General features: G+C 63.0%; 15 protein-coding genes. 6 read left to right on the plus strand and 9 right to left on the minus strand.

All coding sequences use genetic code 11. The features are described from left to right. Positions 1-126: 126 nt before the first annotated feature. The 4 genes from EV665_RS17795 to EV665_RS17810 are packed head-to-tail and all read right to left on the minus strand — an operon-like array spanning position 127 to position 2,893. Positions 127-507 (minus strand): helix-turn-helix domain-containing protein, encoded by a 381-nt coding sequence (locus EV665_RS17795; RefSeq protein WP_064331982.1) that lies wholly within the window; start codon positions 505-507, stop codon positions 127-129. After that, positions 507-1,073 carry a Smr/MutS family protein gene (locus EV665_RS17800; protein ID WP_133035133.1) on the minus strand — a complete coding sequence of 189 codons (567 nt, stop codon included), beginning with the start codon at positions 1,071-1,073 and terminating at the stop codon, positions 507-509. The genes EV665_RS17795 and EV665_RS17800 overlap by 1 nt, the downstream gene beginning before the upstream one ends. Then, positions 1,060-2,175 (minus strand): murein transglycosylase A, encoded by a 1,116-nt coding sequence (gene mltA, locus EV665_RS17805; RefSeq protein ID WP_133035134.1) that lies wholly within the window; start codon positions 2,173-2,175, stop codon positions 1,060-1,062. Before mltA ends, EV665_RS17800 begins: the two co-directional genes overlap by 14 nt. Positions 2,176-2,188: 13 nt before the next feature. Then, positions 2,189-2,893 carry a Tim44/TimA family putative adaptor protein gene (locus EV665_RS17810; protein ID WP_133035135.1) on the minus strand — a complete coding sequence of 235 codons (705 nt, stop codon included), beginning with the start codon at positions 2,891-2,893 and terminating at the stop codon, positions 2,189-2,191. A gap of 154 nt (positions 2,894-3,047) precedes the next feature. Between EV665_RS17810 and EV665_RS17815 the strand changes: the two genes are divergently transcribed. Continuing rightward, positions 3,048-3,506 (plus strand): FxsA family protein, encoded by a 459-nt coding sequence (locus EV665_RS17815; protein ID WP_133035136.1) that lies wholly within the window; start codon positions 3,048-3,050, stop codon positions 3,504-3,506. A gap of 69 nt (positions 3,507-3,575) precedes the next feature. Further along, positions 3,576-4,052: a protein-export chaperone SecB gene (gene secB, locus EV665_RS17820; protein WP_064331977.1), complete on the plus strand. Its 477-nt coding sequence runs from the start codon at positions 3,576-3,578 to the stop codon at positions 4,050-4,052. An 82-nt stretch (positions 4,053-4,134) separates the two neighbouring features. Here the strand turns inward: secB and dnaQ are convergent, their stop codons facing one another. The 5 genes from dnaQ to EV665_RS17845 are packed head-to-tail and all read right to left on the minus strand — an operon-like array spanning position 4,135 to position 7,722. Then, positions 4,135-4,839: a DNA polymerase III subunit epsilon gene (gene dnaQ / locus EV665_RS17825; RefSeq protein ID WP_133035137.1), complete on the minus strand. Its 705-nt coding sequence runs from the start codon at positions 4,837-4,839 to the stop codon at positions 4,135-4,137. Further along, entirely contained in the window at positions 4,839-5,429 is a 591-nt protein-coding gene (gene coaE / locus EV665_RS17830) for a dephospho-CoA kinase (RefSeq protein ID WP_133035138.1), read from the minus strand. The genes dnaQ and coaE overlap by 1 nt, the downstream gene beginning before the upstream one ends. After that, entirely contained in the window at positions 5,429-6,286 is an 858-nt protein-coding gene (locus EV665_RS17835; RefSeq protein ID WP_133035139.1) for a shikimate dehydrogenase, read from the minus strand. The genes coaE and EV665_RS17835 overlap by 1 nt, the downstream gene beginning before the upstream one ends. Further along, entirely contained in the window at positions 6,279-6,875 is a 597-nt protein-coding gene (locus tag EV665_RS17840) for a Maf-like protein (RefSeq protein WP_133035140.1), read from the minus strand. The genes EV665_RS17835 and EV665_RS17840 overlap by 8 nt, the downstream gene beginning before the upstream one ends. Positions 6,876-6,900: 25 nt before the next feature. Further along, complete coding sequence (locus EV665_RS17845) at positions 6,901-7,722, minus strand: pyruvate, water dikinase regulatory protein (RefSeq protein ID WP_064331972.1); 822 nt, start codon at positions 7,720-7,722, stop codon at positions 6,901-6,903. A 405-nt stretch (positions 7,723-8,127) separates the two neighbouring features. On the opposite strand from EV665_RS17845, the gene hemE reads away from it, so the two are divergent. From hemE to mnmE, 4 genes are all read left to right on the plus strand, one after another. Beyond that, positions 8,128-9,162, plus strand: coding sequence for a uroporphyrinogen decarboxylase (gene hemE / locus EV665_RS17850; RefSeq protein ID WP_064331971.1), 1,035 nt, complete (start codon positions 8,128-8,130; stop codon positions 9,160-9,162). After that, positions 9,159-9,698, plus strand: a complete 540-nt coding sequence (hemJ, locus tag EV665_RS17855; protein ID WP_064331970.1) for a protoporphyrinogen oxidase HemJ — start codon at positions 9,159-9,161, stop codon at positions 9,696-9,698. Before hemE ends, hemJ begins: the two co-directional genes overlap by 4 nt. A 187-nt stretch (positions 9,699-9,885) precedes the next feature. Continuing rightward, positions 9,886-11,151 carry a transcription termination factor Rho gene (gene rho / locus EV665_RS17860; protein ID WP_024271281.1) on the plus strand — a complete coding sequence of 422 codons (1,266 nt, stop codon included), beginning with the start codon at positions 9,886-9,888 and terminating at the stop codon, positions 11,149-11,151. Between the two features lie 124 nt (positions 11,152-11,275). Then, on the plus strand, positions 11,276-12,601 hold the full coding sequence (gene mnmE / locus EV665_RS17865) for a tRNA uridine-5-carboxymethylaminomethyl(34) synthesis GTPase MnmE (RefSeq protein ID WP_133035141.1): 1,326 nt from the start codon (positions 11,276-11,278) through the stop codon (positions 12,599-12,601). The last annotated feature ends 64 nt before the right edge of the window (positions 12,602-12,665 follow it).

Raw genomic sequence — 12,665 nt, forward strand, 5'->3', positions numbered from 1 at the left:
TCTTTCCAGAGTGTTCGCGGAAGGCGGGAAGCGCGGCGAATCACCGCTTTCCAAGTCCTTGAATATAGGGATTTTGCCCTGAAGTTCCAAATCTGAGAGCGGTCAAACACGGCAGAATTCAGGGGATCAGCCGGGTTTTACCCGGTTATTGCATGCTTTTTCCAGAATACCGGCAAGACGGCGCACCGTCTCGGGCGGCAGGTCGCGGATTTCCGCCGAAAGCCGGTTGGCAAAGGCCGTATATTCCGGTGGCAGGCCCGACGTATCGACCACGACGCGCGGATCGGAAATCCGGGCGATACGGAACAGGTCCTCGGCCTCGTCCCAGATGACGTTGAAGTATCCCGCCACACGCTGGAGGAAATCGAAGCTCGGCGTGCCGCGCTTGCCGTTCTCCAGCGCCGAAAGATAGGCCGGACTGACGCCGAGCGCCTTGGCCATGTCCTTCTGCGAAACGCCCTTGCGATCGCGCAGGTGCCGCACGGCCTTGCCGAAGGGTGTCGTCATCATCTTTCTCCCGGATGCCGGGCAAGCCGGACATAGAGCGCCCCGTCGCCGCCGTGGTTGCGCGCCGCCGGCTCGTAGGAGGAAATCAGCGGCCGGAACTCCGGCAGGGAGAACCAAAGCGGCACCGCCCGTTTCAAGGCGCCGTCGCTGCCGAGCGAGGTGCCCTTGCCGGTGATCACGAGCACATGACGCAGGCCCCGTTCGTGCGCCCGGATGAGAAAGCCGAGCAGGAAGCCATGCGCCTCGCTCTGGATCATGCCGTGCAGGTCGATGCGCGCTTCCAGCGCCAGGCGGCCCTTGGCGATCTTGCGCTTGACCGGGCGCTCCAGCGGGTGGTGCCGGGTCTCCTTGTCGCGGCCGATGGTGAGCGCGATACCCTCGGCGGGCGGGGCGGATTTCGTCTTCTTCGGTTCCGGCTCGGGCTTCTTCTCGGCCGCCGGCTTTTCCGCGAAGGCCGCCTCGAACTCCGTCAGCGCGTCGAGCTTGCCCGGCATCGCGCGCGTGCTGCGCGCCACCTTGCCCCAGAGGATGCGGTCCTCGCTCGAAAGCGTCTTATCCTTCGGCATGGAGGTATCGCTCCGCCGCTGCCTTCGGCACGAGGATATGGAAGGTCGCCGCATTGCGCACATGGCCGGCCAGCGCGCCCGCCGCATCGCCCGAACCGGTGAAGATATCGCCGCGCGCCGGGCCGACGATCGCCGTTCCGGTGTCGAGCGCCAGCATCAGGCGGCGGAAGGGCTTGCCGCCGTCCATATGGGTGAGGCTGTCACTCGAAATGAAGAAGGGCAGGCCGAAGGTGTGGATCATCCGGTCGACTGCAAGCGAACGGCCGGCGACGAGCGGCACTTTCGCCGCGGCGATCGGGCCGAGCGACAGATCTTCGACCGCGGCTTCCTTGAAGAAGATGAAGGAGCGGTTGTGCCGGAGCACGGCATCGACCTGGTCCTCGTTGCGGGCCAGCCAGTCACGGATCGAAGCCATGGAGACGGTTGCCGCATCGATCTCGCCGCGGTCGATCAGCAGCTTGCCGATCGCGGAAAAGGGATGGCCGCTCTTGGCGGCGTAGGTGATTCGCCTGACCGACCCGTCCGCATAGACGAGCCGCGCGGCGCCCTGCACATGGGCGAAGAAGACGTCCACCTTCGAGCGGGCATAGGCGATTTCCAGCCCGCGGCCCGACAGATAGCCGCGCTCGATCTCGCCGCGGTCGGGATGTTCGACGATGCCGCCGGCGGTCTGGAGCCCGAATGCAAAGCCCGGCGGGAAACCGGCCGGGCGATTGTTGTCGGCGATATCGACCAGATCCTCCGGCCGGGCGTAGAAGGGATGGCGGAACTCCGCGTCCGGCTCCGCCCGCACGGCGACCTCCGGCTCATAGAAGGCCGTGACGAAACCGGGCGAACCATCCGCCTTCTCGATGAGGAACGGCACGCAATGCGCCTCGAAGAAGGCGCGCACGGCGGCAGGCCCTTCCGGCTTCTCGTCCGCCGCCGCGTCGAGCAGAGCCAGAAGCTCGCCGGCAGTGATGCCGAGCGAGCCTGTCCTGTAGGGTTTTACGGTGCGGATGTGATCGCGGCAGCGGGCCATTGCCGATAGAAGCGCTGTCGGATCATCCTCGTTCCAGCCGGGGAGCGCCGAAAACCGGGCCGGAACCAGGCGATAGTCCATTGGCCTGCCTCGCTCAGCCTTCCGATTCGGTGGCGATCAGCTTCCAGTTCGGGTCGCGCGAGCGGGTGTCGCGGGCGAAGGTCCAGAGATCGTTGACCTCGGCCACCGTTTCCGCATCGCCCTCGATCAGCGTGCCGGCCTTGTCATAGGTGGCCGAGATCAGCTGGCTGACGATGCGCAGCGTCACATTCGCCTCGCTGTCCTTGACCTCGGCGCTGACGATATCGGCCTTCTCGATGCCGACGAAGCTGGAGCGGACGACCTCCCCGTTTCTCTCGCGTTCCGAGATGGCCGCGTCGAAGCCTTCATAGACCTCGCGCGACAGGAGGTTCTTCAGCGCCTTGCGGTCGCCGTCGGCAAAGGCGACGACGATCATTTCATAGGCCATGCGCGCGCCGTTGACGAATTCCTTCGGGTTGAAGGACGGGTCGACCTTGACGAGCTGGCGGAGCTGCTCGTTGAGCGGCGTGCCCGGTGCGGCAAAGCCATCGACGGACGCATAGGGATTTTCCTCCTCGTCCGTCCCATCCCGCCGCGGCAGGGTGACCACCTTGCCGCGATCGGCCGAATCAGCCTCGCCGGCGGCCTCGCGCTTGGAATAGGGATCGAAGGGCGGGCGCTCGCTGCCGGTGCGCCGGCCGAGCACGCTGCGCAGCTGCAGGAAGATGACCACCGCAGCCACCAGGAAAAAAATCGTCACAAAGTCGAATGAGCCCATTATCGATCCGCAGCCGTTTTCGTTTTTCTTGTTCCTTTCCCATATAGTCCGCAAAACCCGATCATTCAAATGGCGATGACGTGAATGCGACCAAGGCGCGCGCAATTGGCGCCGGCAGTATCGGCCCGCGCGAATCTGTGCGACAGTGAAGGCCATGCTGCGACGTCTCATTCCCCTCTTCATTCTCCTGCTGCCGCTGGCGGAGATCGCCTGCTTCATTCTTGTCGGACGGCGCATCGGCCTTTTTGCCACCCTGTCGCTGGTCGTGCTCTCGGCCGTCGCCGGCGTCGTGCTGATGCGCATTCAGGGGTTCGGCGTGCTTGCGCGGCTGCGCCAGTCCGGCCAGCAGGGCCACGCGCCGGGCAAGGAAATACTCGATGCGGCGATGATCATGATCGCCGGCATCCTGCTGCTGATCCCCGGCTTCCTCACCGATTTCGTAGGACTTGCCCTGTTTCTGCCGCCGGTCCGCGCGTTCCTCTGGAACCGGCTGATGCGCAACATCGTGGTCGTCGACATCGGCGGCACACGTCCCGGCAACCGGCCGCAGACAGATCCCCAGCGCACGATCGATCTCGACGAAAGCGACTTTCATCGCGATGGCCGGCCCTGACGGCGGGTTGTAAGCCCGGGGCTGAAATGCTAGATGGCCTGACTTTCCAGAGTCCCCGAGGATATTTCCATGACCGACGCAGCAACCGAGAACAACGCCGCGAGCCCCTCGCTCAACATTCTGGCGCAGTATGTGAAGGATTTCTCCTTCGAAAACCCGGGTGCACCGCGGTCGCTCCAGGCCCGTGACAAGGCGCCGGCGATCAACATCAGCGTCAACGTCAATGCGAACCCGCTCTCAGAAACGGACTTCGACGTCATCCTTTCGCTGAATGCGGAAGCCAAGGACGGCGACAAGATGCTCTTCAACGCCGAGCTCGCCTATGGCGGCGTCTTCCGCGTCACGGGCTTCCCGCAGGAACACATGCTGCCGGTCCTCTTCATCGAGTGCCCGCGCCTGCTCTTCCCCTTCGCCCGCCAGATCATCGCCGACGCGACCCGCAATGGCGGCTTCCCGCCGCTGATGATCGATCCGATCGACTTTGCGCAGATGTTCACCCAGCGCATGGCCGAGGAACAGGTCAAGGCCAAGGTCAACGCCAACTGAGGCGAGCACCGGTATTCAACGAAAACGCCCGGCCACCTGGTGACCGGGCGTTTTCTTTTGCCTTCCGGAAAGCTGGCCGGTTTCAATCGCCGTATTTTGTCCAGATCGCCTTGTCGCCCATCTTCTGCACCATGGCGGCATGGGCGGCGCGCTCCTCCTCGGAGAGACGGGGCGCAAGCGGCTTCGGCCTGACGCCGAGCGGCAGGACGACGTCGTCCTCCGCCTCGACCAGCGTCCGCCGGCCGCTCTCGGCCATGCCGAGCCCGAGCGCCGCCTGCCGGCCGCCGATCATCTCGATATAGACTTCCGCGAGCAGTTCGGAGTCGAGCAGGGCGCCGTGTTTCGTGCGGTGCGAATTGTCGATGCCGTAGCGCCGGCAGAGCGCATCGAGCGAGTTCGGCCCCATCGGATGCTTGCGGCGCGCCAGCGCCAGCGTGTCCGTCACCTTTTCCTGCAGGATCGGCGGCAGGCCGATGCGCTCGAACTCGGCATTGATGAAGCCCATGTCGAAGTTGGCATTGTGTGCCACCCAGCGGGCATCGCCGAAGAAATCGAGGATCTGCTGCGCCAGATCGGCGAAGGACGGCTTGTCCTTCAGGAACTCATCCGTGATGCCGTGCACGGCAAGCGCATCCGGGTGCACCTTGCGCTCGCCCGGGCTGATGAAGAGGTGCAGCGTGCGGCCGGTCGGGAAATGATTCTCCAGCTCCACGCCGCCGATTTCGATGACGCGGTCGAGCTTGCTGTCGAGGCCGGTCGTTTCCGTATCGAAGATGATCTCGCGCATCAGTCCTCTTTTCCCTTCAAACTTCCGACAATCTCTTCCACCGCTTTGCGCGCCGCTTCAAGCCCCTTGCCGGTATCGATGAGGAAATCGGCGCGCTTGCGCTTTTCCGCGTCCGGCGTCTGGCGCGACAGGATGAGCTGGAATTTCTCCTCCGTCATGCCCGGGCGGGCGAGCACGCGCTGTCTTTGTATGTCCGGATCGCAGGTGACGACCACCACCTTGTCCACCCGCGCCTCGCCCCCGGTCTCGTAGAGCAGGGGGATATCGAGCAGGACGAGCGGGGAACCGCGACCCCGCTCCGCATCGAGAAAGGCTTTTTCGCGTGCCCGTACGAGCGGGTGGATGATCGCCTCCAGCGCGGCGAAGCGGTCGGGGAACCGCGCAAGCACCGCCGACAGCGCCTTGCGGTCGATGACCCCGTCCCTGAGCGCTTCGGGAAATTGCTCGGCGACCGGCGTGACGGCGTCCGTGCGATAGAGATCATGCACCGTCGCATCGGCATCATGCACCGGCACGCCGAGATCGCGGAACATCGCCGCGGTCGTCGACTTGCCCGTACCGATCGATCCGGTAAGGCCGAGCACGATCATCAATGCGCCTCCATGTCGGCGAGGATCAATTGGCGCAGCTCCGCATCGACGGTCGGACGGATACCGAACCATTTCTCAAAACCGGGCACTGCCTGATGGAGCAGCATGCCGAGACCGTCCACCGTGGCGAACCCCTGCTCCGCCGCCTGGCGCAGGATCGGCGTGACCAGCGGCACATAGACAATGTCGGTCACGACGGCACCCTCCGCCATCGGGGAGAAGTCGAAGTCCGGTACCGCCTCTCCGTCCATGCCGAGCGAGGTCGTGTTGACGAAAAGCCCCGCGCCTGCCGACACCTCCCGCAAGGCGCCCATGGCATGGGCATGCACCTTCTGCCCGAAACGATCGGCGAGCTCCTGCGCCCGCCCGACGGTGCGGTTGACGACATGGATCTCCCCGATACCGCGATCGCGCACCGCCTGAATGATCGCACGGCTTGCCCCGCCCGCACCGAGGATGACGGCGCGAGCCGTATTGTCCCAGCCCGGCGCGGCGGCATCGAGATTGGCGAGGAAGCCAAGACCGTCCGTGTTGGTCGCATGGAGGCGGCCGTCCTCCAGCCAGAGCGTGTTCGACGCCCCGAGCTCTTCGCTGAGCGCATCCGGCCGGTCTGCAAGGCTGAAGGCCGTTTCCTTGTGCGGAATAGTGACATTGCCGCCAACGAAGCCGGATTCGCCGCTTTTCAACCGGGAAATGAAGCCGGCGAAATCTTCGGGCGAAACCTCCTGCCGCGTATAGGACCCCTGCAGTCCCAGCGATTTCAGCCAGTAGCCATGGATCAACGGCGAGCGTGAATGTTTGACCGGATAGCCCGTGACAAAGGCATGGCGAACGAATGTTTCACGTGAATCATGCATCGATGGCACCAAGATCGCGAAGTTTAGCCAGCAAGGGAAGCAAGGGAAGCCCGAGTATGGTGAAATAGTCGCCGTCGATCCGCTCGAAGAGCTGCACCCCTTCCCCTTCGAGCTGATAGGCGCCGACGCTCGCCAGCACCCGCGTGCCAACCCGCGCCAGGTGACGGTCGATGAAGGCATCCGACAGCGGCCGCATCGTCAGATGCGCGATGGAAACGTGGCTCCACAGCGTCTCGCCATCCCGCACCAGGGCAATGCCGCAGTTCAGGGAATGGGTGCGGCCGGACATGGCCAGGAGGTGGGCCCTTGCTTCCGCCATATCGGCCGGCTTGTGAAATACCCGCCCCTCCAGAGACAGCGTCTGGTCGGAGCCGATGACAAGGGTGCCGGGACGACGGCGCGCGACATCCAGTGCCTTTTCGATCGCCAATGCCTCGGCGACCTCCTGCGGCGTGGGATTGCGCGCGGCAAGCGCCGTCTCGACCGCACGCTCGTCGATGGCCGCCGCCTCGGTTTCAAAGGCAAGGCCCGCATTTTCCATCAGCATGCGGCGAAAGGGACTTTGCGAGGCGAGGATCAGCGGTGTCATGGAAATCTCCGTTTGCCGCTCCGGGTTAGCGAAGCTTCGGGCGAAGAGCAACGATGGCGGCGGCCGTTTCCTCAATCGAGCGCCGGGTGACGTCGATGATCGGCCAGTTGTTGCGCGCGCAGATGGCGCGGGCATATTTCAGCTCCTCGGAAATCTGTGCCCGGTCTATATAGTCGTCGCCGCGAAAATCCTGCGTCTGGCCGAGCACCCGGTTCTGCCGCACCTGGGCAATGCGATCCGTCGTGGCGATCAGCCCGACGATCAGCGGTTTCATCGCCGTCGCCAGCCGTTCCGGCAGGGGCACGCCGAGCACGATCGGCACATTGGCGGTCTTGATACCGCGATTGGCGAGATAGATGCTCGTCGGCGTCTTCGAGGTCCGGCTGATGCCGACAAGGATGACATCCGCCTCGTCGAGATCGGCCGGCAGCTGCCCGTCGTCATGATCCATCGTGAAGTTGAGCGCGTCGATGCGCGCGAAATAATCCGCGTTCATCACATGCTGCGCCCCCACCCGCCGCCGCGACGGCGCGCCGAGATAGGACTGGAAAAGGTCGATGACCGGTTCGAGCACGGAGACGCAGGGAACACCCATCTCCCGGCAACGCTGATCGATGATCTCGGAAAGCTCCCGGTCGACGATCGTATAGAGCACGATGCCCGGGGCACCGTCGATGGCATCAAGCACGGGCATGAGCTGCTTGCGGTTGCGGATCAGCGGATAGACGTGTTCGAGCGCCTGGGACGACTGGAATTGCGCGGCCGCCGCACGCCCCGCGGCAATCAGCGTCTCGCCCGTCGAGTCCGATATCAGGTGCAGATGGAAGTAGTTTTTGGTGCTTTCCACAATATCCTCCGCCCCCTGTTGATGAACCGGGACAGCACCGAGCTAAGAACGGCAGGGGTTCGGAGGCAAGAGGATAACTGCTCTTTTATCCACAATCGGCGGGCGGCGGGAAAGGGATTCAGCGCCCATGTGGATAAGACTCATGACACGGCAAAGTGTCGCGCTGCTCCACAGCTCATCCACAGGACAGGTCGTTATAGGGTGCCGGGAATCATCTTGATTCAAAAAGACGAATCCGGTTTTCCGCAATTTCCTCAAAAATTCTTCCAGCCCGCCTCGTCTTTTCCCGTGCATTACCGGCAAGGCCGGATCCCTGTGGAGAGGATTTAATCCTTGATAGTCACCGACTCTAAGAAATAGAAACCTTTTCAAAGAGATTATTTGATTGATTGGGAGAACCCCGCGGTGTCTGCGAAAAACCGGAAGATCGTCGATGTCCTGAACGGGAAAACGATCTCCCCCCCTCCCCTCTGGCTGATGCGCCAGGCCGGACGATACCTGCCGGAATACCGGCAGACGCGCGCGGCAGCAGGAAGCTTCCTCGATCTCTGTTATTCGCCGGAACTGGCCACGGAAGTGACGCTCCAGCCGATCCGTCGCTATGGCTTCGACGCAGCGATCCTGTTCTCCGATATCCTCGTCATTCCCGACGCCCTGGAGCGCAATGTCCGCTTCGAGGAAGGCCATGGACCGCGCCTCGATCCGATCGATGTCGATGGCATTCTGGCCCTGAAGGGCGACGGGGTGGCAGATCACCTCAAGCCGGTCATAGAGGCGGTCGGCCGCATCCGGGGCGCCCTGCCCGAGGAAACGGCGCTGCTCGGCTTCTGCGGCGCGCCCTGGACCGTTGCCACCTACATGATCGCCGGCCACGGAACGCCGGACCAGGCTCCCGCGCGTCTCTTCGCCTACAGGGAACCGCGCGCCTTCGCGCACCTGCTCGACGTGCTTGCCGAGCTCTCGGCCGATTACCTTGTGGCGCAGATCGATGCCGGCGCCGATGCCGTGCAGATCTTCGATTCCTGGGCCGGTGTTCTCGGCGAGCGCGAATTTGCCGATTTCGCCGTCCGCCCCGTGCAAAAGATCATCGCCTCGGTCAAGGCCCGCCGCCCGCAGGCGAAGGTCATCGCCTTCGCCAAGGGTGCGGGCCTGTTGCTGAAATCCTACCGGCAGCAGACCGGTGCCGATGCGATCGGCCTCGACTGGTCCGTGCCGCTCTCCTTTGCCGCCGACCTGCAGAAGGACGGTCCCGTCCAGGGCAATCTCGATCCGATGCGGGTGGTTGCCGGCGGCACGGCGCTCGACGAGGGTATCGATGCCATCCTGCAGGCGCTTGGCAATGGGCCGCTGATCTTCAATCTCGGTCACGGCATCACGCCGCAGGCGGATCCGGACAACGTCACGCGTCTCGTGGCGCGTGTGCGCGGAGCGGCGCGGTGAGCGAGAAGCAGGCGGGTGAGAGCGCGGGGCGCCGCGCGCGGCTACGTGCCGCGGTGGCGCTCACGCTCTTTGCGCTGCTTGCCCTCCTCCTCGTGCTCTATCCGCCCGAGGACCTCTATCTCTGGATCAAGGCGCTGCACATCATCGCCGTCATCTCGTGGATGGCGGGCCTGCTCTATCTGCCGCGGCTCTTCGTCTATCACACGGACGCCCCGCCCGGTTCGGCCGAAGCGCGGGTCTTCAAGGTGATGGAACAGCGGCTCTACCGGGTCATCATGCAGCCGGCGATGGGCCTTTCCTGGCTGCTCGGCCTCTACCTCGCCTGGTCCGTCCATGGTTTCCAGGGCGGCTGGCTGCACGCCAAGCTCGCCTTCGTCGTCCTCCTGTCCGCTGTGCATCAGTTTTATGGGCGCGCCGTGAAGGCCTTTGCCGAGGACCGCAACACCAGGACGGGCCGCCAGTGGCGCATCTGGAACGAGGCGCCGGCGCTTCTGATGATCCTCATCGTCGTCCTGGTCGTCGTCAAACCGTTCTGAGTCTTTCGCGACAAAACGGATGAAATTCCAATGCCCCCTTGCAGGCCAGCACCGGAACCGCTATTTTCCGCGCATCTCATCTTTCGTGGCATGTGTATTCGTTCAGTGAACTGCACCGTTCCCCCCGCAGTTCGGCCTTGACCCGCACGCCTTTTCCCATCCCGATGACACCCAGCATGGACCATTCATGGCCGAAATGAAGCTACAAGATCTCAAGAACAAGACTCCGACCGACCTGCTTGCCTTTGCCGAATCGCTAGAGGTCGAAAACGCGAGCACGATGCGCAAGCAGGAACTGATGTTTGCGATCCTGAAGATGCTGGCCGCGCAGGACGTGGAAATCATCGGCGAGGGTGTCGTGGAAGTGCTGCAGGACGGTTTCGGCTTCCTGCGTTCGGCCAATGCGAACTATCTGCCAGGCCCCGACGATATCTACATTTCGCCCTCCCAGATCCGCCGCTTCTCGCTGAAGACCGGCGATACGGTCGAAGGCCCGATCCGTGGCCCGAAGGAAGGCGAGCGCTATTTCGCTCTGCTCAAGGTCAATACGATCAATTTCGACGACCCGGAGAAGATCCGTCACAAGGTCCACTTCGACAACCTGACGCCGCTCTACCCGAACGAGCGCTTCAAGATGGAACTCGAGATCCCGACCTCGAAGGATCTTTCCCCGCGCGTCATCGATCTCGTCGCACCGCTCGGCAAGGGCCAGCGCGGCCTCATCGTCGCCCCGCCGCGAACGGGTAAGACGGTCCTCCTGCAGAACATCGCCCATTCGATCACCGCCAACCATCCGGAATGTTACCTCATCGTCCTCTTGATCGACGAGCGTCCGGAGGAAGTGACGGACATGCAGCGGTCGGTGCGGGGCGAAGTCGTTTCCTCGACCTTCGACGAGCCGGCGACGCGCCACGTCCAGGTCGCCGAAATGGTCATCGAGAAGGCCAAGCGCCTCGTCGAGCATGGCCGCGACGTCGTCATCCTGCTCGATTCGATCACCCGCCTCGGCCGGGCCTACAACACGGTCGTTCCGTCGTCGGGCAAGGTCCTGACCGGCGGCGTCGACGCGAACGCCCTGCAGCGCCCGAAGCGCTTCTTCGGCGCGGCGCGCAACATCGAGGAAGGCGGTTCGCTGACGATCATCGCGACGGCGCTGATCGACACCGGCAGCCGTATGGACGAAGTGATCTTCGAGGAATTCAAGGGTACCGGTAACTCGGAAATCGTGCTGGACCGCAAGGTCGCCGACAAGCGCATCTTCCCGGCCATGGATATCCTCAAGTCCGGCACGCGCAAGGAAGACCTCCTGGTGCCGCGGCAGGATCTCCAGAAGATCTTCGTTCTTCGCCGCATCCTTGCCCCGATGGGCACCACGGATGCGATCGAGTTCCTCATCGACAAGCTGAAGCAGACAAAGAACAACGGCGATTTCTTCGATTCGATGAACACATAAGCCGCATACACTGCGTTCCACGCGTCATGGTCCCGCCGCAAGGCGGGACCATTTTCATTTGAGAAGACAGAATCGATTCTCCTCCGAAACGGACTTACCGATTCGCATCCGGAATAATGAGCCCATGCGTTCCACGGACACGATCTTTGCCTTGTCGAGCGGCGGCCTGCCATCCGGCGTGGCGGTGATTCGGTTGAGCGGCCCGGCCAGCGGGACGGCTGTTGAAGCACTCTGCGGCCGCCAGCCGCCGGAACGCCGGGCCTCTCTGCTTTCGATTCGAAACCGGAACGGTGAGAAACTCGACGACGGCCTTGTCCTGGTTTTTCCAGGACCGAATTCCTTCTCGGGTGAGGACTGTGCCGAGTTACAGATTCACGGCGGCCGGGCGACGGTAAAGGCCGTTCTTGCAGAGCTCGCCACGATGGAAGGGTTGCGCGCCGCAGAGGCCGGGGAATTCTCCCGAAGGGCTTTCCTGAATGGTCGCATGGATCTGGTCGAGGTTGAAGGCCTTGCGGATCTGATCGTCGCGGAGACCGAGATGCAGCGCCGTCTGGCGGCGGAGCAGTCGTCGGGGGGATTGTCAAAGCTTTATGATTCGTGGGCGAAACGGCTAACGCATGCACGTGCGATGATCGAGGCCGAACTGGATTTTGCCGACGAGGACGATGTTCCCGGCTCCGTGGCGAGTGCGATCTGGCAGGACATGCAGACGCTGAAGCAGGAAATCCTTAACCATCTTTCTGGTGTAAGAGCCGGAGAGATCGTGCGGGATGGCCTCAAGGTGGTGATCGTCGGTCCGCCCAATGCCGGCAAGTCGAGTCTGCTGAATCATCTGGCACGCAGAGACGTTGCCATCGTCACCGAGATTCCGGGAACGACACGCGATGTCCTGCATGTCGATCTCGACCTCGACGGCTTTGCCGTTCGACTTTATGATACGGCTGGCCTGCGTGAGACGGACGATCTTGTCGAACAGGAAGGCATTCGCAGAACGCAGCGATCGATGGCCGAAGCACATCTGGTCCTCCTCCTGTCCGCGGTCGACAATCCCGACTGGGCCGCCTTTATCGAAGGATATGATGGTCCGGTTGTTCGAGTACGCACCAAGGCAGATATGCGGGATACTGCCTGGCCGGCGCCGAACGCAGATGTTATGATCTCCGTGCGGACAGGGGATGGCATAGCAGAGCTCCTTGATCGCGTGGGCAGCTATCTTCCGGATCTCGATCAAGGTAGCGCTCTGGCGCTGCCAACCCGCCATCGCCATGCCGACAATCTGGCGGCGGCCTGCGCTCATATCGAAGCCGCGTTGGCTGTGGGCGACCGAGGTCTTGATATACAGGCAGAGCATCTTCGTTTGGCCGGGCAAGCACTCGGCCGGGTCACGGGACGGGTGGATGTGGAAAATCTGTTGGACGTGATCTTTTCGGAATTTTGCATAGGCAAGTGATTCACGTGAAACAACACAACGTACACGAGTCGCTTTGTACGTTTCACGTGAAACAGGTGGTTCG

It is taken from the genome of Shinella granuli (assembly GCF_004341885.1).
Lineage (GTDB): Bacteria > Pseudomonadota > Alphaproteobacteria > Rhizobiales > Rhizobiaceae > Shinella > Shinella granuli.